This window comes from Kineococcus sp. AC630 (assembly GCF_979255925.1).
In genome coordinates this window covers 63,266-83,053 of sequence record NZ_CEEDMJ010000016.1, presented here as the reverse complement: position 1 = coordinate 83,053, position 19,788 = coordinate 63,266, and the positions used below count along the sequence as shown (strand labels likewise).

Genomic DNA, 19,788 nt, shown 5'->3' with positions numbered 1-19,788 from the left:
GGCGGGCGCATCGGGCAGGATCGAGACGTGCCGACCGACGACGATCGTCTCCTGCCGCTCTCGGGCCTGCGGGTCCTGGAGCTCGGCAACTACATCGCTGCCCCCACGGCGGGGAGGTTGCTGGCCGACTTCGGGGCCGAGGTCGTCAAGGTCGAGCGCCCCCGCACCGGTGACGAACTGCGGAACTGGCGCCTCTACGCCGGAGACACGTCGATGCTCTACCGGACGGTGAACCGCGGCAAGAAGTCGATCGTCGTCGACCTCAGGACCCCTGAGGGCCGCGACGTCGTCCGTGCCCTGGTCCACGCCTCCGACGCGCTGATCGAGAACTTCCGGCCGGGGACCCTGGACCGGTGGGGGCTCTCGGCGGCGGACCTGCAGGCGGAGAACCCCGACCTCGTCGTGGCCAGGATCTCCGCCTTCGGGCAGACCGGCCCGATGGCGGCCCGCCCGGGGTTCGCGGCCGTCGCCGAGGCGTTCGGCGGACTCCGCGCCCTGGTCGGCGAGGCCGACCGCCCGCCGTCGCGCACCGGGGTCTCCATCGGGGACTCCATCGCCGGTCTCTACGCCGCCTTCGGGGTCGTCATGTCGCTGCTGCAACGGGACCGGCGCTCCGCCGCGGGCGCACCACCGCTCGGTCCGGTGGACCAGCACGTCGACGTGGCCCTCAACGAGGCCGTCCTGTCGATGATGGAGTCCCTCGTCCCCGACCACTCCGCCTACGGGGTGACGCGGCAGCGGGTCGGCGGGCGCATGGAGGGGATCGCGCCGACGAACGCCTACGAGTGCCTCGACGGCAGTGTCGTGATCGCCGGGAACGGCGACTCGATCTTCGCCCGGTTCATGACCGCCATCGCCCGTCCCGACCTCGCCGACGACACGGACCTGGGGAGCAACGCGGCCCGGTGGCAGCGTCGGGACGAGCTCGACGAGGCCATCACGGCGTGGACCTCGACACGCACCCGGTCGGAGGTGCTCGACGTCCTCGACGTCGCCGGCGTCCCGGCCGGTCCCATCTACGAGGCCGCCGACATCCGGGCCGATCCTCAGTACCGCGTCCGGGGCATGGTGCAGGAACTCAGCGTGGACGCCGGACGGGGTGCACAGCCGGTGGACTTCCCGGGGATCGTGCCGCTGCTCGGGGCGACGTCGTTGCCGGTGCGCAGCGTCGGCCCCGACCTCGGCGAACACACGGTCGAGGTCCTGACGGGCGTCCTGGGGTGGTCCGAGGAGCGTGCGCAGCAGTTCGCGGCGACGGGGGAACTCTCGTGAGCACGGTGGAACTGCGTGACGTGACGTTGCGGGACGGCCTGCAACTGGTCGGCCGCGCACCGAGCACCGCGCGCAAGGTCGAGATCGTCCGGGCCCTGCTCGCCCTGGGGGTCCCGAGCCTGGAGATCGGGTCGATGGCGCGCGGCGATCTCGTCCCGACGCTGGCCGACACCCTCGAGGTCGTCGACGCCCTGACCCCGGAGGAGTTGCGGCGGTGCTGGGTGTGGGTCGCCACCCCGGGTCACGTGCGTCGCGCGGCCGAACGCGGGGTCGTGAACTTCCAGTACTGCCTCTCGGTGTCGGACGCCCACAACCGCGCGAACCTCGGACGCAGCACCGAGCAGAGCCTGGACACCGTGCCGGACGGGGTCGCAGCCGCCGGGACCGGGCGGATCCAGTTGTGCCTGGCCACGAGCTTCACCTGCCCGTTCGACGGTCCCGTCGACCCCGACGAGGTCATCCGCATCGCCGACGACCCGCGGACCGCCGGCACCCAGGACGTCGTCGTCTGCGACACCCTGGGTCAGGCGACCCCGGCGGAGGTCGGCTCGCTGATCTCCCGGGTGCGCACCGAGACCCCGGAGCGGCGGATCGGTTTCCACGGCCACGACACCTGGGGCCAGGGGGTCGCGAACGCGCACGCGGCCGTCGCAGCGGGCGCCGGTTTCGTCGACGCCACCCTGGGCGGCCTGGGCGGTTGTCCGTTCGCGCCCGGGGCGAGCGGCAACACGGCCACCGAGGACCTGGTGTTCGGTCTGCGTCCGGACTGGCTCACCCCGCAGACGTTCGCGGAACTCGTGCGGTTGTCCGAGTCGGTCCTGGCCGAGCTCGGCGAACCCGGCGCCTCGAAGGCGGCGCAGGGTGCGCGGTCGACGGCCGGAGCCTTCCCGTGGACGCTCAGCCCCAGGCCGTAGCGGGCACGAAGGGCGTCCGGTGCCAACGGACCTCCTCGACGGTGGTACCCCGGCGCGCCCCGCCGTGGGCGACGACCCGGGCGTCCACGAGGCTCCGGTCGGAACCCAGCAGGACGACGGCCAGCGCGGCCGCCTGGCCCGGGCAGGCAAAACTCCCCCACCGCGAGGCGACCTGACCGGACTCGTCGACGAGTTCCACGTCGCACGCCTCCCCCGCCCCCGGGCTGTTCAGGTGCGCCCGCACGTCCGGCAGAGAATCGACGTGCACCGGCAGGACCATCACCAGTCCACTGCCGTCCCGCACGTACAGGCGCGGGTGCGAGGTGGTCGTGTCCTCGAGAACCACGTCGAGGGGCCCGCGTCCGATGCGCTGCTTCGCCATCATCGTCCTCCTGGAAGCTGGTGCGCCTGCGACGTCGCAGGCGCAGTCACGACGATGGCACCGAGGGCCGGGGACTTCCGGTGCGAAACCTGGCAAGTCCCTGATCGCTTCGGCTCGATACGAGTAGTTCTCGCACGTTCCCGACGATCCATCGAACTCGTACCGGTACACCCATCAGTGCACCCACATGCATTGCACTGCAAGTAATACGAACTTGTTCGAACCGATCGAACACGGTAGACTCAGGACATGACGGCAGCGCTCGCGGAGCGGACTGAGGAGGCCCCCACCGGGGTCGCCTTCGGCCTCCCCGGCAAGTACCGCCGCTTCGCCGACGCCGCCCACGCCCTCTTCTACCTCGGCGTCGCCGACGCCGTCACCATGGTCCACGACTCCCCCCACCCCGACCTCGACCAGCTCGAAGACCGCGGGGTCACCATCACCGGAACCGGCGTCGACCGCCGGGAGGCTGCCGTCGACCTCGTCGCCGAGGAGTACTCCCGCGACGAAGGCATGGACTTCGACCGCGCCCGCGCCACCATCCACAACGCCTGGCGCAAAGGCCACGACCACCGCACCCTCTGGCAAGCCGTCGCCGACGGCAGTGTCACCCGCTACCAAGCCCGCACCATCGAAGACCACGCCGAACGCCTCGGCGCCCGGATCGCCACCCTCACCGAAGAGATCGACCCCGACGGACGCGTCACCTCCGTCCACGCCGAGGAGGACGAGAAGCTCCTCCAAGGAGAGGACTACACCGCGGCCCTGCAGGACTACCTCACCGACGCCGTCCACCACGCCCAAGCCGGCCTGACCGGACGGAAACTCGGCATCAAGTGCTCCCGGAAAGTCAGGGAGCTGACGCCCGGCTACGAATCCGTCGTCCTGGAGAAGAACGACGACCCCCGCGGACTGGGACACACCCCCTGCGAAGACGGCCTCCACAGCCACCTCGGGTTCATCGCCCCCACCGCCTTCGCGTTGCGACTGGTCGCCCACACCAACGCCGCCGCAGACCAGGCCGCCGACGCTGCGAAGCGCGCCGGCCTCCTCGACACCCGCAGCCACGGGCAGCGCGTTCGCGACGTGATCGTCGACATGCTCACCGACGCCATGGACCGCGCCGTTCCCGCCCTCTCGGATCCCACCACACCTGCCACCGCTGATTCACCCGCGGTGATCGGACGCACCCACCGCCCCGCCACGTCCGTCCAGGTCCACGTCCGCATCGACGCCACCACCCTCCTCGGCCTCGACGACGACGAAGCCACCGTCGACGGCCTCGGACCCGTCCCCGCCCACGTCGCCCGCGAACTCGCCACCACCACCGGCGCGATGTGGCGGAAAGTCATCGAATCCCCCGGCACCCGCGACGTCATCGACGTGGGAGCCACGGCCTACGCCATCACCGACGCCATGCGCCGCTTCATCACCGCACGCGACGAGTACTGCACCGCGCCCGGCTGCCACGTCCCCGCCGTCAACTGCGACCTCGACCACGCCATCCCCTGGCCGGAAGGTCAGACCACCACAGGAAACCTCCGCGCTTACTGCCGAGGTCATCACCGTTTCAAGACCCAGTACGTCTTCGAAACCTCCCGAGCCCACCACGCCCGGCTCAACGCGAGGCTCGAGAAGCCGGGAGAACTCTGGCCCGGACTTCCGGACGAACCCCCGTTCTGACCCCCACCACGAGTCACCCCCGCAGCCAGCAGGCTGCGGGGGGCAAACGCGCGCCTCAGCTCTACCGGTAGGGCTTCACATCGCTCAGGGCAGGGCGAGGAGGTCCTCGTGCGGCACCACGGCGGAGGTCACGGCCGGCGCCTCGATCCCGGCGGCACCGAACCACCCCCGCGCCCACTCCTGCAGCAGCGGCGAGTCCGCCAGCCGCCAGGGGGTCGGTTCCCGCTCGACGGCCCATCCTCGGGCGGCGAAACCCGCCACGCAGAACTCGACCGCGTCAGGGCCGAGACCGTGCGAGCGCTGATCGGCGTCGAAACCGGCGGCGGCGTCGGGGGCGGGGGGTTCCGTGGTGGCCCCGCCGGTGACGGTCAGCACGAACAGGACCGCGGGGCGGGGTGCGAGGGCGGACAACCCGTCGAGGAGGGTGTCGGCCACCGTCGCGGGCAGCACGTCCAGCAGGGCGGAACCCACGACGAGGTCGGCACCGGTGAGCACCGACCGGAGCGCGTCCGGGTCGCCGAGGTCCGCCCGCGCCGTCCGCACGGACGTCGCGGCGGGGACAGGGGTCACGAGCGCCCGCTGCAGGAGTTCTTCGTCGTGGTCGACGAGGAGCCAGTGCTGTTCGGCCTCCACCCCGAGTTCCGCCAGCCGCGGAGCGAGGTGGCGCAGGGTGGAGCCCGACCCCGCACCGAGGTCGACGATGCGCAGGGCCGGGCGGCCGGTGAGCGCCGGGACGAGCAGTTCCTCCAGGCGGGCGGACCGGGTCGCGTGGTCGAGAGGTTCCCGCAGGGCCAGCCAGTCCGGGTCGAAGTTCTCCAGGTCGTTCACAGGACACCTCCCACGATCCGTGCGGTCTCGTCCCAGCTCGGGAGCGAGCGGGTTCGCGCCGCTGAACGCAGCCGGTACCGCAGCGACGCGTCGGAAGCCCACTGCTGCAGGGTCTCCGCGACGACCGCGGGCCGCCGGGGTACGACGAGCCCGGCGTCCCCCACGAGTGCGGGGAGTTCTCCGGCGTCCGCGACCAGCGACGGCACCCCGCGCCGCAGACCTTCGGCGACGGCCATCCCGTAGGGTTCCGCGCTCGAGAGCAGGACGTGCAGGTCGGCCCGGTCCCACTCCGCCTGCAGGGCGTCGCCGTGCAGGGGGCCGAGCAGGGTCGTCCCGGGGAGGGAGAAACCCTCGGCCACGGTTCCGGCGCAGCGCAGCGACCAGGGTGGGCCGAGGGCCGCGACGGCCTCGGCGACCACCCGCTGACCCTTGCGCTCGCCCACGGTCCCGACGCAGAGGAGCCGGTGCGCGCCGAGGGCCGCGGACACCGGTGCGGGCGAGGTTCCCGGTTCGGCGACGACCGCGTCCACTCCGGCGACCTCCAGGACCCGGGCGTGGGAACTGCGGCTGGTCACCACGACGGCGTCGACCAGGCGCAACGAGCGGACCTCCTCGTCCAGGAGGGAACCCGCCGGGGCGTCGTCGGCCCGCAGCAGGTGCACGAGCAGGACGAGCCGCAACCGGCCCCGGTGGGCGGCGAGGACGTCGGGGTGCTCCGTGGCGGTCAGTCCGTCCAGCAGCGCCGTGGACCCGTCGGGGAGACCGGCCAGGGAGGCGTGCAGGTCCCCGACGACCTCGTGGGACAGGGTGGCGCGGTCGAAGAGTTCCCGGTCGTAGCGGTTCCCGCCGGTCGGCGCCGAGAGGTCGGGCGCGAGCAGGAACCTCACGACGACATCAGAGGGTTCGCTCGTAGGAACCCCACGCGACGTCGGACTCGCGCAGCAGGACCTCGATGCTGTCCAGACCGGTCCCGAGCTGGTCCGCGAGCCGGTCGGCGACCCAGGCGCAGAGGAACTCCGTCGTCGTGTTCCTCCCCGCGAACTCCTCGACGTCGTCGAGGTTGCGGTACTCCACCGACGCCAGGACCGAGCGCAGCGCCCCCGCGGCGATCCCGATGTCCACCACGAGACCGTCGGCGTCGAGGACGGCCCGCCGGAACGTCGCCTCCACGACGAACGTCGCCCCGTGCAACCGCTGGGCCGGGCCGAAGACCACCCCGGTGAAGCTGTGGGCGATCATCATGCGGTCGCGGACGGTCAACGAGTACACGGTCAGGGGCTCCTCAGTAGCGGAAACGGTGGCAGAGGGCGTCGCCGCCGGGGGCGGCGAGGACGGGCAACACGGTGGCGGCCTCGTCGAACGGGGTCTCGCCGTCCAGCAGCACGTCGAACCGGTCGTCCGTCAGCAGCTCGAGGGCCAGCGCGAGCCGGCGACGCGTCGTCCAGCGCGGCGCGCGGGCGGGTGGCACCCGACCGACCTGGCTGGCCCGGATCGTCAGCCGCCGGGAGTGGAAACCCTCCCCCAGCCCGACCTCGACGGAGCGGTCGCCGTACCAGCTGAGTTCGGCCAGCAACCCCTCCGAACCGAGCAGGCCGAGACCGGTGGTCAGGCCCGCCCCGGTCCCGCTGGTGTGCAGGACGACGTCGCGTTCCCGGCGGGCGTCGTCGGGGGCGACGAGGCGGAAACCCAGGTCGTCGGCGGTGCGTGAGCGGTCGGTGCGGACGTCGACGGCTTCGACGTCGGTGCCCGGAACCCGGGCCGCGAGCGCCGCGACGAGCAGGCCGAGGACGCCCGCGCCGACGACGCTGACCCGGTCGCCGATGCCGACGCCCGCGTCCCACACGCCGTTCACGGCGGTCTCCAGCATCCCCGCGAGGACGGCCCGGCCGGCCGGGACGCCCGCGGGGACGGGCAGGACGGCCGAGGCCGGGACGACGTAGCGGTCCTGGTGGGGGTGCAGGCAGAAGACGGCGCGTCCCACCAGGTCCTGCGCACGGGCCCCGGCGTGCACGACGGTTCCGACCGAGAGGTAGCCGTACTTCACCGGGTAGGGGAACTCCCCGGCCTGGAACGGGGCGCGCATGACGTCGTGCTGGCTCTCGGGGACCCCGCCGGCCAGCACGAGGGCCTCGGTCCCGCGGCTGACGGCCGAGAACTCTGCGCGGACCTCGACGTCGGCGACACCGAGGACGGGCAGCAGCTCGTCGCGCAGTTCCGCCCGGCCCGGGCCGGTGACCCACAACGCGCGGGCGACGCTCACGGGACCTCCTCCAGCTTCGCGGTGACGAAGTCCCGCACGGCGCTCTCCCAGCGCCGGGGGTCGACGTTCCACTCCTTGGTGTGGCGGGCGGTGGAACTCGCGACGTAGGTGATGAGGTCGGGCCGCGCCGCCGCCAGGCGTTCCGAGGGGCCGTGGGGCACGTAGTCGTCGGCGTCGGAGTGCAGCAGCAGCACGGGCAGCACGAGTTCCTCGGCACGACGCACCCAGTCCATCGTGCGCAGGTCGACCGGTCCCCGGACCCCCACGAGCCGCCGGCCCACGGGGTGCGCCAGCAGCCGCAACCCGTAGCGCCCCAACCGGACCGGGATCCCCCGTTGCCGCGCCTGGTTGTCCAGGACGTCGTACCAGTCGACCACCGGCCCGTCGAGGACGAGCGCGCAGACCTTCTCGGCCAGCGGCGAGCGGGCGACGAACTGCAGCAGGATCGCCCCGCCCATCGACCAGCCCACGACGAGCAGACGCCGGGCGCCGGAGTCGAGGGCGTGCTGCGCCACCGCCTCCACGTCGTTCCACTCGGTGTCGCCGAGGCCGTAGAGGCCCGGTTTCGCGGCCGGGGCGTCGGCGTCGTTGCGGTAGCTGGGGACTAGGCACGGGATCCCCAGTTCGTGCAGGACGGGCAGGGCCCGCAACGCCTCTTCTCGGGTGGCGCCGCGGCCGTGGACGAGGACCGCCCAGACGTCGCTCTCGCCCCGCGAGGCGGTGGGGACGAACCAGCACGGCAGGTCCCCGACCTCGCCGGGGACGACGAGGTCCTCGTGGGCGAGACCGAGGCTCGTGCTCGGGTCGCCCGAGTAGTAGTACTGGTTCCAGCGCGCCGACCCGGGCCGTGGGACCCCCCGGTCCACGCCGAGCAGTTCGCGCGTCACCCGGCCGTCGGTCACGTCGAGGACGTCCCCCACGCGGAAGTGCCCCCGGCCGCCGTCGGTCCAGACGCCGTAGCGACCCGGGACGACGGTGTCGACGGTCTGCTCGAGGACGACCCGGTGGGGTCCGACCTGCAGGACCTCGACGTCGTCGGGTTTGTGCCGGCGCGGGGTGACCACGGCGCGGGCGAAGGACACCGCGACGCCCGTCAGCCCGGCGCCGACCGCGGTGACGGTGAGCGCCGCCGCGAGCGGGACGAGGCGGGAGACCTTCACCGTCCCGCCCGCCAGGCGGCCCGGATCAGGGGGACCTGCAGGGGCAACCGGGCGATCGTGATCGCGCGGGCGCGGGGGGATCTCGCGTCGAGGGCCATCGTGACGTTGGCGGGCCAGACCGCGACCAGGAAGGCCGCAGCGGCCGTGCCGCTCGCGCGGCGGGTCCGCGGGAGCGCCAACCCGGCCGCCAGTCCGAGCTCGACGACGCCGGAGGCGAGGGTCCAGGTGCGGGCGCTCCCCGGCAGCGCGCGCGGGACGATCTCGTCGAAGTGCGCCGCGCGGAAGAAGTGGGCGAGGCCCGCGACGCCGAACATCGTCGCGACGGGGACCCACCTGCGGGACGGGACGGCGCTGATCACACCGGCGATCCTGCCCGACGTCCCCTAGGGTCGCGGCGTGGACCCCAACACCTGGACCGTCGTCGTCTTGACCGAGGAGGCGTTCGGTGACGTCGACGCCCGCAACGTCGCCGACCTGCACGCGGACGCCCGCGCCGCCGGGGACGACGTGCGCCACGTCGTCCTCGTCCCCGCCGACACCCAGCGGAGCCTGCTGGCGGGCTTCCTCGACCACCTGAGCCTCGGTGAGCTGAAGGAGGCGTTCGCGGAGGTCCGCGAGGGCCGCCACCACGACGGGGCCCGGGCGGACGCCGAGACGGCGCTGGCGGCCACGCTGGCCGCGTTGCGCGAGCTGGGGTTGAGCGCGGAGGGCCGCACGACGGACGACGACCCGCTGCCCGCGGTCCGGGACGCGCTGTCGAACGGCCCCGACGCCCGCGAGCTCGTCGTGGTGACCCGTCCGCACGCGGTGGAGGACACCCTGCACACCGACTGGGCCTCGAGGGCGCGCGACGAGTTCGGGGTCCCGGTCCTGCACGTCTACGCGGGCACGACCAGACTCGGGTGACGGAACACCGCCGAGCACGGGGAGGTTGAACGGGACATGACTGCGCACACGCCCGACACCACGAGCAAGACCTACAACGTCACCAAGTCCGACGCTGAGTGGCGCGCGGAACTCGACCCGCAGGCCTACCACGTGCTGCGCCAGGCCGGCACGGAGCGGCCCTTCACGGGCGAGTACGAGGACACGACGACCGAGGGCGTCTACGCGTGCCGCGCCTGCGGGTCGGAGTTGTTCACCAGCAACGAGAAGTTCGCCTCGCACTGCGGCTGGCCGTCCTTCTTCGACCCCAAGGACTCCACCGCGGTGGAACTCCTCGTCGACGACACCCTCGGCATGCGCCGCACCGAGGTGCGCTGCGCGAACTGCGGTTCGCACCTGGGTCACGTCTTCGAGGGCGAGGGCTACCCGACCCCGACCGACCAGCGCTACTGCATCAACTCGATCAGCCTCAGCCTGCGTCCCGCGCAGGCCTGAGGCAGGCTGACCCCATGAGCGACGAGATCCCGGAACTGGACCCCGACCTGCAGGCGGCGGACTCCTCGTTGGACCAGGAGACGGAGCGCGACCAGGCCGACGACCTGGCCTCCGACACCCTCGACGGGGACGAGGACGACACCTGGGAGCCCGACCAGCACCTGTCGAACGCGACGGCGGAACTGATCGTGGACGGTGACCGCGACGAGGAGACCCTCGACGAACGGTTGGCCCAGGAGGTCCCGGACGTCGGCGCCGTCAGTGGTGGCGACGCCGACTCCGACCGGGACTACCGCCAGGTCTGACTCTCCCGCAGGCGGACTCGTCAGGGCAGGGCGTTGACGAGTTCGCCGAGGGCGACCTTCGGGCCGGTGAAGAACGGCAGTTCCTCGCGCACGTGGCGACGGGCCTCGGTGGCGCGCAGGTCGCGCATGAGGTCGACGATGCGGTACAGCTCGTCGGCCTCGAAGGCGAGGATCCACTCGTAGTCGCCGAGGGCGAAGGCGGAGACGGTGTTCGCGCGGACGTCCTCGTAGCTGCGGGCCGCGAGACCGTGGTCGCGCAGCATCTTGCGACGCTCGTCCTCGGGCAGCAGGTACCACTCGTAGGACCGCACGAACGGGTACACGCAGACGTAGTCGCGGGCCTGGTCCCCGGACATGAACGCGGGCACGTGACCGCGGTTGAACTCCGCCGGCCGGTGCAGGCCCACGACGGACCAGACGGGCGCGAGGTGGCGCCCCAGGCGGGTGCGGCGCAGGCGGCGGTAGGCCTCCTGGACGATCTCGACCGTCGGGCCGTACCACCAGAACATGAGGTCGGCGTCGGCACGCAGACCCGCGACGTCGTAGAGGCCACGGACGACCAGGCCCTTGCCGGTGAGCTCGTCGAGCAGGTCCTGGACCTCCTGGGTCAGGGCCGCACGCTCGGCGTCCCCGACGGGCGTCTCGACGGCGAAGACCGACCACATCGTGTAGGCGATGGTGTCGTTGATCGTGTCGGCGTTGGGTGCTGCTGTGTGCTGCTCGGTCATGTCCGCATCCTCCCTCAGGCTGTCTGCAGCTGCGCACGCACCTCGGCGGCGGCGCGGGTGGCCGCACCGATGCAGGCGGGCACGCCGACGCCGTCCAGGACGGAACCGCAGAGGGCGAGGCGCCCGACGCGCGTGAGCGCCGAGCGCACCGCCGCGACCCGGTCGACGTGGCCGACGGCGTACTGCGGCAGCCCGTCGAACCAGCGGACGACGTGGTGGTCGAGCGGGTGCAGTTCCCGGCCCAGCAACCGGGAGGCGTCGGCGACCGCCCAGCGGACGACGTCGTCGTCCTCGGCGTCCAGGGCCTCGGTCTCCCCCGCCCGTCCCGAGGAGACCCGCAGGACGGCGACGTCGTCGCTCTGGTCCCCGACCCAGCCCCACTTGTTGCCCGACAGCGTCAAGGCCTTGGCGCGCAATCCTTCCCGCGCGCCGACGGCCGGCGGGACGAGGACGCCGGACCCGGTCAGCCCGGCCAGTTCGACGGCGGGGACCGCGAGCGCCGTGATGACCATGCTCGCGGTCTCGACGTCGCCCAGCAGGGTGGCGGCCGCGGGGGCCGGTCCCGCGAGCAACCGGGCGGCGGCGGGCGCGGGGACGGCGAGGACGACGGCGTCGGCGGGGGTCGCGTCGACGAGCCAGCCGTCGGGGGTGCGTTCGAGGCGGTGCACGGGGGTGGAGGTGGCGATCGTGACGCCCCGCTCGGCCAGCTTCGTGACCAGGGTGCGCGGGAGGGTGGCGAGGCCGCCGAGCAGGCCGGCGAAGACGGGGGCCGGGTTCGCGACCGGGGGTTCGGCGATGGCCTCCAGCAGGGATCCGCCGCGGACGGCGTGCTGCCAGAGCGCGGGGACGGTGGCCTGCAGGGACAGCTTCGAGGCGTGGCCGGCGTAGACCCCACCGAGCAGCGGTTCGACGAGGCGGTCGACGACGGCCCGACCGACCCTCGCGGCGACGTAGTCGGCGACGGCGACGTCGTGCTCCAGCGGCGGGGCGGGCAGTCCCGGTTCGGCCCGGACCCGCTCGACGTCGGCGGGGTCGAGGAAACCCTCGACCGTGGCGGCGGAGCGGGGGACGCCCATCAGGGTGCCGGCGGGCAGCGGGTCGAGGTGGCCGGGCGAGCGCAGGCTCGCGCGGGTGGTGGCGGGGTGGACGAGTTCCCCGCCCAGGCCCACGTCGTGGATGAGGGCGACGCCCTCGGGACGTCGCGCGAGCATCGACTCGGCTCCCACGTCGACGGTGACGCCGCCGATCTCGCTGCCCTGTAGGACGCCTCCGACGACGGGCGCGGCCTCGCGGACCTCGATCGTGAACTCGTCGTGGCGGCTGAGTTCCCAGGCCGCGGTGAGACCGGAGATCCCGGCCCCCACGACGACGACGTGCGGACGGGTCAGTTCCGCCACGCGTGGACCTCCTCGACGACCCGGGCGAGGACGGCCGGGTCGGCGGTCGGCGGGACGCCGTGGCCGAGGTTGACGATGTGCCCGGCGCCGGCGCGTTCGCCCTCCGCCAGGATGCGGTGCAGGTCGGCGCGCAGCACCTCCCAGGGGGCGAAGAGCAGCGCCGGGTCGAGGTTGCCCTGGACGGCGACGGGACGACCGGCTCCGGCGGCGCCGCGGGCGGCCCCGACGTCGAGGGGGAGGCGGAAGTCGATGCCGAGGACGTCGACGCCACCGTCGATCGCGGCCATGGCGCCCAGGAGTTCCCCGGTGCCGGTGCCGAAGTGGGTGCGCGGGACCCCGAGGTCGCCCACGGCGGCCAGCGCGGTCGCGGAGTGCGGGGCGACGAGCCGTTCGTAGTCGGCCAGCGGGAGCGCTCCGACCCAGGAGTCGAAGAGCTGGACGCCGGAGGCGCCGGCGAGGACCTGGGCGCGCAGGAACGTCCCCGCGATCTGGGCGAGGCGGGCGGCGAGGTCGTGCCACAGCTCCGGGTCGGCGTGCATCAAGGCCTTGGTGCGCAACAGGTCCCGGGACGGACCGCCCTCGACGAGGTAGCTGGCGAGGGTGAACGGGGCGCCGGCGAAACCGACGAGGGGCGTGTCCCCGAGACCGGCGACGGTCAGCCCCACGGCGTCGGTGACGTGCTGCAGGGCGTCGAGGGAGAGTTCCGGGATCCGGTCGAGGTCGGCTCGGGTGCGGAAGGGCTGTGCGATCACGGGTCCGGTGCCGGGGACGATCTCGACGTCGACACCGGCGGCCTCGAGGGGCACGACGATGTCGGAGTAGAAGACGGCGGCGTCCACGTCGTAGCGGCGGACCGGCTGCAGGGTGATCTCGGCGACGAGTTCGGGGATGCGGCAGGACTCCAGCATCGTCGTCCCGGCGCGGGCCTCGCGGTACTCCGGCAGCGAGCGGCCGGCCTGGCGCATGAACCAGACGGGCGTGCGGTGCGGGGTGGTGCCCCCGCGGGCGGCGTGGAGGTAGGGCGAGTTCTCGAGCGGCACGCGCTGATGGTCCCACGGCGTGGCTGACGCCCCCGCGGGGTCGGGGGTGCCTAGGCTCCGTGCCGTGAGTGCGCACCGGACCCCGGGAGCGCCCGGTGCTCCGCCGGCCTTCGAGGCCGCGGTGGCCGCGGTGCGCGCCGTCCGCCTGCGCTCCGAGCTGGTGCTGACGGAGGTCCCCGCCCCGGCGCGCATCGCCCCCTTCGCCCTGGCCGTGGCCGGTGACGTCGTCCTGGACGGTGACGAACTCGCGACCGGACGTTTCATCCTGTTGCACGACCCGACCCGGCCGGCGGAGTGGGACGGCGACTTCCGCGTCGTGACCTACGTCCGCGCGGACCTGGAGTCGGAGCTCGGCGAGGACCCGATGCTGGGGCAGGTCGGGTGGTCCTGGCTGGAGGACGGTCTGGCGTCGGCCGGTGCCCAGGCCACCAGCGTGGGCGGCACGGTGACGCGGGTGCTCTCGGAGGGCTACGGCGCTCTGGCCGAACGTCCCGCGTCCGTGGACGTGGAACTGCGGGCGTCGTGGACGCCGACGGACCCGACGGACATCGCGGCGCACCTGCACGCGTGGGAGGTCCTGGTGTGCACGGTGGCGGGTCTGCCGCCGCTCCCCGAGGGCGTCGTGTCCCTCGGTGGCCGCACGCACTGAGACACGCGTCACCAAGTGTTCAAGGAACCCCCCGGACGGGCCGATCACCTTCTCGAATGATGGAGGCGTTCCGCAGTGGGCGGGCGCCGATCGCCTGCAGGAGGACGACGGTGACGGCACTCGTCGAACGCCCCGGGATGGCTGTACCTTCCCGGCTCGGCCGCTTCGCGGCTCTGGTCGCTGTGGCGGATCCCGCCGTCCGCGAGTCCGTGACCCGCACGCTGCGGATGCTCGGCGCCGTGAACGTCGAGCACGCCACCAGCGTCGCCCAGGCCCGCGCGATGGCCCGCACCGGCCCGCGCGCCCTGTTCATCGCCGACGCGGGACTGCCCGACGGCTCCGGCGCCCAGCTCGTCTCCGAGCTGCGCGCCGCCGGGTGGAACCGCTGCGTCGTGCTCTCCAGCAACGCCGACCCGTTCGCGGTCCGCGGTGCGGTCGCCGCCGGCGTCCGCTGCTACCTCGTGACGACCCGCCCCGAAGGGGTGGGCTTCGAGGGACGCACCGGGGAGAACGGCGTCGACAGTCTCTCCGAGCGTGAGGTCGAGGTGCTCCAGCACGTCGCCGACGGCCGGTCCAACAAGGACACCGGCGCCCTGCTCGGCCTGTCCGCGCTGACGGTGAAGAGCCACCTGGCCCGCATCGCCCGCAAGCTCGGCACGGGCGACCGCGCCGAGATGGTCGCGATCACCCTGCGGGCCGGCGTCATCCAGTGATGCTGCTGGAGCGGTGCTGAGCACCTCTCCTCGTCGCGCCGCCCGCCTCCGGTGGGCGGCGTTCGGCGTTCTCCCCCTCCTCGACACGGCCGGTCGCCGCACCCCTGATCGTGCGACGGCTCAGCTGAGCGGTCACGTACGGTGGTGCCGTGACCGAGACGCCGACGAAAGAGGAGCCTGAACAGGCCGGGCCCGAGCTCCCGATGCTGTCGGTCCCCGCCGACGGCCTGCCGCCCGTCGTGACCGACGAGGCCGCGCTCGCGCAGACCGTCGCCGCGTTCGCGGCCGGTACCGGCCCGGTCGCCGTCGACGCCGAACGCGCCTCCGGCTACCGCTACGGGCAGCGGGCGTTCCTGGTCCAACTGCGCCGTGAGGGTTCCGGCACCGCCCTCATCGACCCCGACGCCCTGCCGGACCTGTCCGCCCTGGGCGAGGTCCTCGCGGACGTGGAGTGGGTGCTGCACGCCGCGAACCAGGACCTGCCCTGCCTGGCCGAACTCGGCATGCGCCCCACCCGCCTGTTCGACACCGAACTCGGTTCCCGCATCGCGGGTCTGCCCCGCGTGGGTCTGGGCGCGGTCGTCGAGGAACTGCTCGGCCTGCGACTGGCCAAGGAGCACTCCGCGGTCGACTGGTCGACCCGCCCGCTGCCCGTCCCGTGGCTGACCTACGCCGCCCTCGACGTCGAGGTGCTCGTCCAGGTCCGCGATGTCCTCGCCGAACGCCTTGCCGCGCAGGGGAAGTTGGACTGGGCCCTGGAAGAGTTCGCCGCCGTCGCCAACGCCCCGACGCCCGTCGCCCCGGCGGAGCCGTGGCGGCGCGTCTCCGGTCTGCACGCCGTGCGTTCACGGCGGCAGCTCGCCGTCGTGCAGGCGCTGTGGTCGGCTCGCGACGCCGAGGCCCGCCGACGCGACACCTCCCCGGGCCGGTTGCTGCCCGACTCCGCGATCGTCGCCGCCGCCCGCGCCACCCCCCGCACCGCGCAGGCCCTCGCCTCGACGTCGGGGTTCACCGGCCGTGCGGCGAAGACGAAGCTGCAGTTGTGGGCCGACGCCGTCGCCGAGGGGCTGGCCCTGCCGGAGTCGGAGCTCCCCGCGCACGCTCCCCGCAGTGACGGCCCGCCGCCGCCGCGGGCGTGGGCGGCGAAGGACCCGCTCGCCGCGGCCCGGCTCAACGCGGCCCGGGCCGTCGTGACCGCGCTAGCCGAGGAGCACGCCCTCCCGGTCGAGAACGTCCTGCAGCCCGACGCCCTGCGCCGGGTGGCGTGGACTCCCCCGCAGCCGCTGGACGCCGACGGTGTCCGGGCGGCACTGGCCGCGCGCGGTGCCCGCGCCTGGCAGCTCGACCTGGTGTCGGGACCCGTCGCGGAGGCCATGGCGCAGGCCCGCGTCCCCGAACCGGACGCGGAACCCGTCCCCGACGCTGGTTGAGCTCGACACCGCTCCTCTTGCCGAGCGGCCGTTCGTGCGTCATCGTCGACACCGCGTCACGACGAGGTGGTGCGCCAACGGCGACGGAGGTGGACGTGGAACGCCTCACCCTGGACGAGCAGCTCTCCGCAGCGGCGATGGCCCGGCACTGGGTCTGTGACCACTGCCCCGACGAGCACCTGCCCGCGGCGCGGCGCTGGATCGCCGAACTGCTGACCAGCGAACTGGTCCACAACGCCTTCTCGCACGGCCGGGGCCCGGTCGTCCTGTCGTTGACCCACGACGAGGAGGGCATCCTCGTCGGCATCTCCGACCACGAGGAACGCGTCCCGACGTTGCGCGAGCAGTCGCCGGGAGCCACGGAAGGTCGCGGCATCGCCCTCGTCGACGCCCTCGCCACCACCTGGGGCGTCTACGGCAGCGACGGCAGCGAGACCGACGAGGCCTCCGGCGACTGGCCGAGCCCCCAGGAGCGGTCCGGCGGCAAGACCGTCTGGTTCCACCTCGCCACCGGTTGAGCCGTCTGCGCCCGTTCGGGGGACGCCGAGTCGGGCGCAGGCGTGGTTTCGCCTACCGTCTGCCACGTGAGCACCGATCAGCCGCGCCCCATCAGGGCCCTCCTACGACGCTGCGTGCTCGCCGCCAGCGTGCTCGGTGACCTCGACGTCGACCTCGACGACGAGGGTGTCCGGATGCCCGGCTGCTCGCCGTTGCAGTGGTCGGACCTGGCCCGCACGGCCGCCGGCGCCGGTGAGGAGGTCGCCCGGTTGCGGGTGGCCGACCTGCTGCACGCCCACCTGGAACTGCACCGCGGTGAGGTCTGGACCGTTCCGCTGGCGATCCCCGTCGGGGCCGACCGCCACCCCGCCTACGGCTGGACGCACACCCCCCAGCTCGGGGGCGCGCTCGACCTCGGCCTCGGCGTCGTGGTCCGCAGCGAGAGCGGCGGCCGGGTGCGGGAACGGACGCTGCCGGTCCCCGTCGCCTCCGCCCGCGCCACCGGCCGGTCCTCCCGGCTCAGCGACGTCGACCTGGCCCGCCTCGAGGACATCGGCGCCCTCGTCGCGCGACGACTGGTCCGCGACGCCGGCAGCCGGGGACTCGGCGCCACCGACGGACTCCTCCGCCCCGTCGCCGGCTGCGACGTCCCGACCCTGCTGGCGTCGAGGACCCTGCGTGAGCACCTCGTCGCCGGCCCGGACCGGGCCGTCGGGAACCTGCTGCGCGCCGTCGCGGTCCCCGACCGGACCCGCGGCTGGTTCGACCTCGCCCGCATCGACCCCGCCTACGTCGGTGCCGCCTGGATGGCCACCGACGCCGCGGACCGGGGCTTCCGCCGGCCGGTGCTGGTGACGCTGGACGAGGTGGCGCTCGCGCCCAGCAGCCCGCGGCTCGTGGAGCGGGTCCTCGCCGACTGAGGGGTCCGTGCGCGATGCTGCGGGCATGGCCACGATCAGCGCTGTCGTCCGCCCGGTGTCCGGAACCGCCACGGCGGTGGGGAGCAGCGGCGGCCACTGCGTCGTCGTGGACCGCCCCGACGGGGCTGCCGGCGGGGCGGGACTCGGGTTCAACGGCGGGCAGCTGCTCGCCTTGGCGATCGCGGGGTGCCTGGCCAACGACCTGCGCTACGCCGCGGCCGACCCGGAGGACCCGCACCTGGACGCGGTGCGGGTGCTCGCCGACGTCGACGTCGTGGAGGGTCGCGTGGTGGGGGCGCGGGTCCGGTTCGAGGGTGGTGGCGCGGTCGCGGAACTCGTCCGCGCCGCCGTCGCGGACTCGACGGTGCTCGCCGCGGTCCGCAGCGGGTTCCCGGTCGAGGTGGTCGACGCGTGAGCGTCCTGCTGGTGCCCGGGGGTCCCCTGCTGGACCCGGCCTACCTCCCCTTCGAACTCCCCGGCGAACGCGTCCTGGTGGCCGACCTGCGGTTCGCACCGGCACGGCGCTGCGACCAGCTCGTCGACGCCCTGGAGGAGTTGCGGGAGGCGCACGGGATCCCCGTGGTCGACCTGGTGACGCACTCGGCGGGCGCGAACCTCGCCGTCCGCTACCTGGAACGCTTCGCCCACCGGGTCGCCCGGTTGGTGCTGGTCACCCCGAGCGTGGCCGCCGTCGGGCTGCCCGTGTCGGCGAAGACCCGGTCGCGGACGGCGGAACTCAGCCGCGACGAACCCTGGTTCGAGCAGAGCTTCGCTGCGCTGCAGCGGGTCGGCGCGGGCCACGCTGAGCCGGACGACTGGGACGCCGTGGGGCGGTTCACCGGTTCCGATCCTGCGGAGGAACCCGACCCGGTGCTGGCGGCGGAGTTCACGGCCCCGGGGGCGTTCGACCCGATGGCCACCCGCGCCGCTCTCGCAGGTTTCGCCGGGGAGGTGCTGGTACTGGCCGGGGAGTTCGACGTCGGCGCTCCCCCGCCGGTCCTGCGGGAGTTCGCCGGGCTGTTCCCGCGGGCCCGTTTCGTGGAACTCCCCCGGGCCAGGCACTTCCCCTGGCGCGACGACCCCGCGGGCTTCGCGCAGGTGGTGCGGAGCTTCCTGGCGCCGGAGGAACCGGAGGACCTCCCGGGCGGGCGCAACCTCGGGGCGGTCCGGATCGGGCGCACCGTCCGGAAGGCGGCGGGGACGCAGACCGCGACCGTGCAGGCCCTGCTCGGCGACCTGCACGCGCAGGGGTTCCACCGCGTCCCGCGTCCGCTGGGGATCGACGAAGCGGGCCGGGAGGTCTGGGAGTACTTGCGAGGCAACACCATCGGTACCCAGGAACCCTGGCCGGACTGGGTCTTCGGTGACGCGCTGCTCACCGACGTGGGGCACTGGCTGCGGGAGTTCCACGACGCCTCGGAGCAGTTCTGGAGCGAGGGCGGTCGGATCCTCGGTCACCAGGACCTCGCGCCCTACAACGCCGTCGTCGACGGTGACCGTCTGGTCGGGTTCGTCGACTGGGACCTGGTGGCCCCCTCGGTCCCGTTGCGCGACCTGGCCTTCGTCGCCCTGCGCTGGGTCCCGCTGATGGGGCAGGACGGTCGCACCCCGGAGCAGCGGTGGCGGCGGTTGCGGTCCCTGCTCGCCGCCTACGGGTGGAGGGGCAGCGAGGAGGAGGTCCTGGACGCGGTAAGGGTTCGCGCCCAAGACCACGCCGCCGGCCTGCGCCAGGCCGCCCTCGACGGGTGGGGTCCGGCCGTGGAACTCGTGGCGGAGGGGGTGGCCGACGAGTTCGACCGTGCTGCAGCGGGTCTGACGGGGTTGTTGTGAGCATCGAGGAGGTGCTGGCCGCCGCGCGCGTCGGACTCGACCGGCTGACCCCGGAGCAGTTGTGCGCCGAGCAGCGAGAGGGGGCCCTGGTCGTCGACACCCGCACCCCGGCCCACCGGGTCGAGCAGGGCGAGTTCCCGGGCGCGCTGGTCATCGACCGGACGGTGCTGGAGTGGCGACTCGATCCGACCTGCCCCTTCCGGATCCCGGAGGCGACCGGACCGGACCTGCGGGTGGTCGTCGTCTGCCGCCACGGTTACAGCTCCAGCCTGGCCGCGGCGTCGCTGCGGGCGGTCGGTCTGCACCGGGCCACCGACCTCGAGGGCGGGGTGCAGGCGTGGCTCGCCGCCGGGTTCCCGGTGCACCGGGGACCGGTCCGAGAGGTGACGTAGGGTCGCG

Annotated in this window: 24 protein-coding genes; 14 read left to right on the top strand and 10 right to left on the bottom strand. The window is 73.7% G+C overall.

Annotated features, from left to right (window positions below):
* Window positions 1-27: 27 nt before the first annotated feature.
* Together AC0I8G_RS17445 and AC0I8G_RS17440 are read left to right on the top strand one after the other, a co-directional pair.
* Window positions 28-1,272, top strand: coding sequence for a CaiB/BaiF CoA transferase family protein (locus AC0I8G_RS17445; RefSeq protein WP_471731062.1), 1,245 nt, complete (start codon window positions 28-30; stop codon window positions 1,270-1,272).
* A complete protein-coding gene (locus AC0I8G_RS17440) occupies window positions 1,269-2,186 on the top strand; it encodes a beta/alpha barrel domain-containing protein (RefSeq protein WP_471731061.1) in 918 nt (305 codons plus the stop codon). Before AC0I8G_RS17445 ends, AC0I8G_RS17440 begins: the two co-directional genes overlap by 4 nt.
* On the opposite strand, the gene AC0I8G_RS17435 is transcribed toward AC0I8G_RS17440, so the two are convergent.
* Window positions 2,170-2,568 carry a hypothetical protein gene (locus tag AC0I8G_RS17435; protein ID WP_471731060.1) on the bottom strand — a complete coding sequence of 133 codons (399 nt, stop codon included), beginning with the start codon at window positions 2,566-2,568 and terminating at the stop codon, window positions 2,170-2,172. The two genes, AC0I8G_RS17440 and AC0I8G_RS17435, sit on opposite strands and share 17 nt — an antisense overlap.
* Window positions 2,569-2,817: 249 nt before the next feature.
* Between AC0I8G_RS17435 and AC0I8G_RS17430 the strand changes: the two genes are divergently transcribed.
* Window positions 2,818-4,251, top strand: a complete 1,434-nt coding sequence (locus AC0I8G_RS17430) for an HNH endonuclease signature motif containing protein (RefSeq protein ID WP_471731059.1) — start codon at window positions 2,818-2,820, stop codon at window positions 4,249-4,251.
* Between the two features lie 84 nt (window positions 4,252-4,335).
* Here the strand turns inward: AC0I8G_RS17430 and AC0I8G_RS17425 are convergent, their stop codons facing one another.
* The 6 genes from AC0I8G_RS17425 to AC0I8G_RS17400 are packed head-to-tail and all read right to left on the bottom strand — an operon-like array spanning window position 4,336 to window position 8,813.
* Window positions 4,336-5,079, bottom strand: coding sequence for a class I SAM-dependent methyltransferase (locus tag AC0I8G_RS17425; protein ID WP_471731058.1), 744 nt, complete (start codon window positions 5,077-5,079; stop codon window positions 4,336-4,338).
* Entirely contained in the window at window positions 5,076-5,966 is an 891-nt protein-coding gene (locus tag AC0I8G_RS17420) for a glycosyltransferase family 4 protein (protein WP_471731057.1), read from the bottom strand. The genes AC0I8G_RS17425 and AC0I8G_RS17420 overlap by 4 nt, the downstream gene beginning before the upstream one ends.
* Before the next feature lie 7 nt (window positions 5,967-5,973).
* The gene (locus tag AC0I8G_RS17415) at window positions 5,974-6,348 is read right to left on the bottom strand and encodes a 6-pyruvoyl trahydropterin synthase family protein (RefSeq protein ID WP_471731056.1); all 375 of its coding nucleotides are present in this window, start codon (window positions 6,346-6,348) and stop codon (window positions 5,974-5,976) included.
* Between the two features lie 13 nt (window positions 6,349-6,361).
* Window positions 6,362-7,339, bottom strand: a complete 978-nt coding sequence (locus AC0I8G_RS17410; protein ID WP_471731055.1) for a zinc-dependent alcohol dehydrogenase — start codon at window positions 7,337-7,339, stop codon at window positions 6,362-6,364.
* The gene (locus AC0I8G_RS17405; RefSeq protein WP_471731054.1) at window positions 7,336-8,499 is read right to left on the bottom strand and encodes an alpha/beta hydrolase family protein; all 1,164 of its coding nucleotides are present in this window, start codon (window positions 8,497-8,499) and stop codon (window positions 7,336-7,338) included. The genes AC0I8G_RS17410 and AC0I8G_RS17405 overlap by 4 nt, the downstream gene beginning before the upstream one ends.
* On the bottom strand, window positions 8,496-8,813 hold the full coding sequence (locus AC0I8G_RS17400; protein WP_471731106.1) for a DoxX family protein: 318 nt from the start codon (window positions 8,811-8,813) through the stop codon (window positions 8,496-8,498). The genes AC0I8G_RS17405 and AC0I8G_RS17400 overlap by 4 nt, the downstream gene beginning before the upstream one ends.
* 82 nt (window positions 8,814-8,895) lie before the next feature.
* On the opposite strand from AC0I8G_RS17400, the gene AC0I8G_RS17395 reads away from it, so the two are divergent.
* Genes AC0I8G_RS17395 through AC0I8G_RS17385 form a run of 3 tightly spaced genes read left to right on the top strand, consistent with a single transcriptional unit; the run spans window position 8,896 to window position 10,184 of the window.
* A complete protein-coding gene (locus tag AC0I8G_RS17395; RefSeq protein ID WP_471731053.1) occupies window positions 8,896-9,405 on the top strand; it encodes a hypothetical protein in 510 nt (169 codons plus the stop codon).
* Between the two features lie 36 nt (window positions 9,406-9,441).
* On the top strand, window positions 9,442-9,879 hold the full coding sequence (gene msrB, locus AC0I8G_RS17390; protein WP_328291786.1) for a peptide-methionine (R)-S-oxide reductase MsrB: 438 nt from the start codon (window positions 9,442-9,444) through the stop codon (window positions 9,877-9,879).
* Between the two features lie 14 nt (window positions 9,880-9,893).
* Window positions 9,894-10,184, top strand: a complete 291-nt coding sequence (locus AC0I8G_RS17385; protein WP_471731052.1) for a hypothetical protein — start codon at window positions 9,894-9,896, stop codon at window positions 10,182-10,184.
* 20 nt (window positions 10,185-10,204) lie between these two features.
* Here AC0I8G_RS17385 and hemQ read toward each other — a convergent pair whose 3' ends face one another.
* Genes hemQ through hemE form a run of 3 tightly spaced genes read right to left on the bottom strand, consistent with a single transcriptional unit; the run spans window position 10,205 to window position 13,349 of the window.
* A complete protein-coding gene (hemQ, locus tag AC0I8G_RS17380) occupies window positions 10,205-10,912 on the bottom strand; it encodes a hydrogen peroxide-dependent heme synthase (protein ID WP_471731051.1) in 708 nt (235 codons plus the stop codon).
* Between the two features lie 14 nt (window positions 10,913-10,926).
* Window positions 10,927-12,309: a protoporphyrinogen oxidase gene (hemG, locus tag AC0I8G_RS17375; protein ID WP_471731050.1), complete on the bottom strand. Its 1,383-nt coding sequence runs from the start codon at window positions 12,307-12,309 to the stop codon at window positions 10,927-10,929.
* Window positions 12,297-13,349, bottom strand: a complete 1,053-nt coding sequence (hemE, locus tag AC0I8G_RS17370) for a uroporphyrinogen decarboxylase (protein ID WP_471731049.1) — start codon at window positions 13,347-13,349, stop codon at window positions 12,297-12,299. Before hemE ends, hemG begins: the two co-directional genes overlap by 13 nt.
* A gap of 64 nt (window positions 13,350-13,413) precedes the next feature.
* Here hemE and AC0I8G_RS17365 point away from each other — a divergent pair, with 64 nt between their 5' ends.
* From AC0I8G_RS17365 to AC0I8G_RS17330, 8 genes are all read left to right on the top strand, one after another.
* Window positions 13,414-13,998: a DUF3000 domain-containing protein gene (locus AC0I8G_RS17365; protein ID WP_380262375.1), complete on the top strand. Its 585-nt coding sequence runs from the start codon at window positions 13,414-13,416 to the stop codon at window positions 13,996-13,998.
* A gap of 110 nt (window positions 13,999-14,108) precedes the next feature.
* The gene (locus tag AC0I8G_RS17360; protein WP_328291792.1) at window positions 14,109-14,711 is read left to right on the top strand and encodes a response regulator transcription factor; all 603 of its coding nucleotides are present in this window, start codon (window positions 14,109-14,111) and stop codon (window positions 14,709-14,711) included.
* Between the two features lie 149 nt (window positions 14,712-14,860).
* A complete protein-coding gene (locus AC0I8G_RS17355) occupies window positions 14,861-16,141 on the top strand; it encodes an HRDC domain-containing protein (protein ID WP_471731048.1) in 1,281 nt (426 codons plus the stop codon).
* A gap of 95 nt (window positions 16,142-16,236) precedes the next feature.
* On the top strand, window positions 16,237-16,659 hold the full coding sequence (locus AC0I8G_RS17350) for an ATP-binding protein (protein WP_328291794.1): 423 nt from the start codon (window positions 16,237-16,239) through the stop codon (window positions 16,657-16,659).
* Between the two features lie 66 nt (window positions 16,660-16,725).
* The gene (locus tag AC0I8G_RS17345) at window positions 16,726-17,559 is read left to right on the top strand and encodes a hypothetical protein (protein WP_471731047.1); all 834 of its coding nucleotides are present in this window, start codon (window positions 16,726-16,728) and stop codon (window positions 17,557-17,559) included.
* 25 nt (window positions 17,560-17,584) lie between these two features.
* Entirely contained in the window at window positions 17,585-17,974 is a 390-nt protein-coding gene (locus AC0I8G_RS17340; RefSeq protein ID WP_471731046.1) for an OsmC family protein, read from the top strand.
* A complete protein-coding gene (locus AC0I8G_RS17335) occupies window positions 17,971-19,389 on the top strand; it encodes an alpha/beta fold hydrolase (RefSeq protein ID WP_471731045.1) in 1,419 nt (472 codons plus the stop codon). Before AC0I8G_RS17340 ends, AC0I8G_RS17335 begins: the two co-directional genes overlap by 4 nt.
* Window positions 19,386-19,781, top strand: coding sequence for a rhodanese-like domain-containing protein (locus AC0I8G_RS17330; RefSeq protein WP_471731044.1), 396 nt, complete (start codon window positions 19,386-19,388; stop codon window positions 19,779-19,781). The genes AC0I8G_RS17335 and AC0I8G_RS17330 overlap by 4 nt, the downstream gene beginning before the upstream one ends.
* The last annotated feature ends 7 nt before the right edge of the window (window positions 19,782-19,788 follow it).